Genomic DNA, 1355 nt, shown 5'->3' on the forward strand with positions numbered 1-1355 from the left:
CCGAGCACTCACAACCCCCCACCACTCCCCCACCCCCGCCCCCCGGCATTCCCAACAGCCCCGACGCTTCCCCAGCGATCCGGGCCGCCCAGACGACCTCAGGCAACCCTGGCCGTCCCGGACTGGGCTCCCGGCCAGGTCCCCAGCGGCCCGGGCAGTCCAGGCGGTCTCGGAGCGGTCCTGACAGTCCCGGGCGGTCCCGGCGATCCGGGCGGTCTCGGACAGTCCTGACGGTCCGTGCGGTCCGGCGGTCTCGGGCGGTCCAGGCGGTCTCGGTGGTCTCGGGCTGGGCTGCTGGCCGGGCTGGTGGCATACCCCGGGGGGTGCGGGTGGTCCGGGCGGTCTCGGTGGTCTCGGGCTGGGCTGCTGGTGGAATGCGAGGGAGTTGCGGGTGGTCCGGGCGGTCCTGAGGGTCTCGGGCGGTCTCGGTGGTCTCGGGCTGGGCTGCTGGCCGGGCTGGTGGAATACCCCCGGGGGGGTGCGGGTGGTCCGGGCGGTCCTGACGGTCTCGGGCGGTCCTGGTGGTCTCGGGCTGGGCTGCTGGCCGGGCTGCTGGAATGCCCCAGTCCGGGCGGGCCCGGAGGGATCAGTGCAAGCGGCGGACGGCGCTTTGCGCATGCCACTGGGCCAGTTGCAGCGCCTCAACGGCCGCCCGGCCCAGCCGCTCACGGACCTCACGACGCGCCAGGGCCAGGTCCGCACCCGGACCCAGCACCGCCTCGACGGCCTCCGCACGCAGCAGCACACGATGCTCCGACACCGCCCGCACCCCCTCCCCCTCAGGCACCACCGACCACTCACCACTGTGCGCGGCAATCAACTGCTCGGAGAGCGTCTCCTGGAAAACGATCCGCCCCGCGTGCGGGAAACACAGCCGCACGGCATGCGTGGTGAAGGTCTGCCCGTCCTGCGCCCCACAACTGTCGACCGCCGCCAACTGGATACCGGGCACGTCCTCGACAACACTGGTCCACTCGACATGCGGAAGCAGCTCACTCCACTCCCCGATGCGATACAGGAAGTCATAAACCAACTCCGCAGGCCCCTCCACACGCACACTGTCCTCAAAACACAACAACAACTCATCGAAACGCTCCCAGCACTCGGCCAACTCCCGCACCTGAGACAACCGGGCACGAACCTCCACCTCCAAAGCCCGCCGCAAACCACCCACCGACGACGCCTCAACCGACGACCGCCCATGAAGCGGGAAGTCACGAGACGACAGACCCTCAGGCGAGAAGTCGTGGGGCGAGGGGGCATGGAGCGGCAGGTCAAGCGCCCGGAAGCCATGGAGCGGTGCGCCATCGGGCGGAAGGTCACGGGGCGGGAGGCCATGGGACGGGGGGTCATCG

Annotated in this window: 1 protein-coding gene; it reads right to left on the bottom strand. The window is 70.8% G+C overall.

What is annotated here, in order from left to right:
- Positions 1–586: 586 nt before the first annotated feature.
- Positions 587–1355: SRPBCC family protein (locus ABZS97_RS44000; protein WP_356149744.1), on the bottom strand; the 769-nt coding region annotated here is incomplete at its 5' end.

The sequence above is a fragment of the Streptomyces sp. NPDC005485 genome, from assembly GCF_040606085.1.
Lineage (GTDB): Bacteria > Actinomycetota > Actinomycetes > Streptomycetales > Streptomycetaceae > Streptomyces.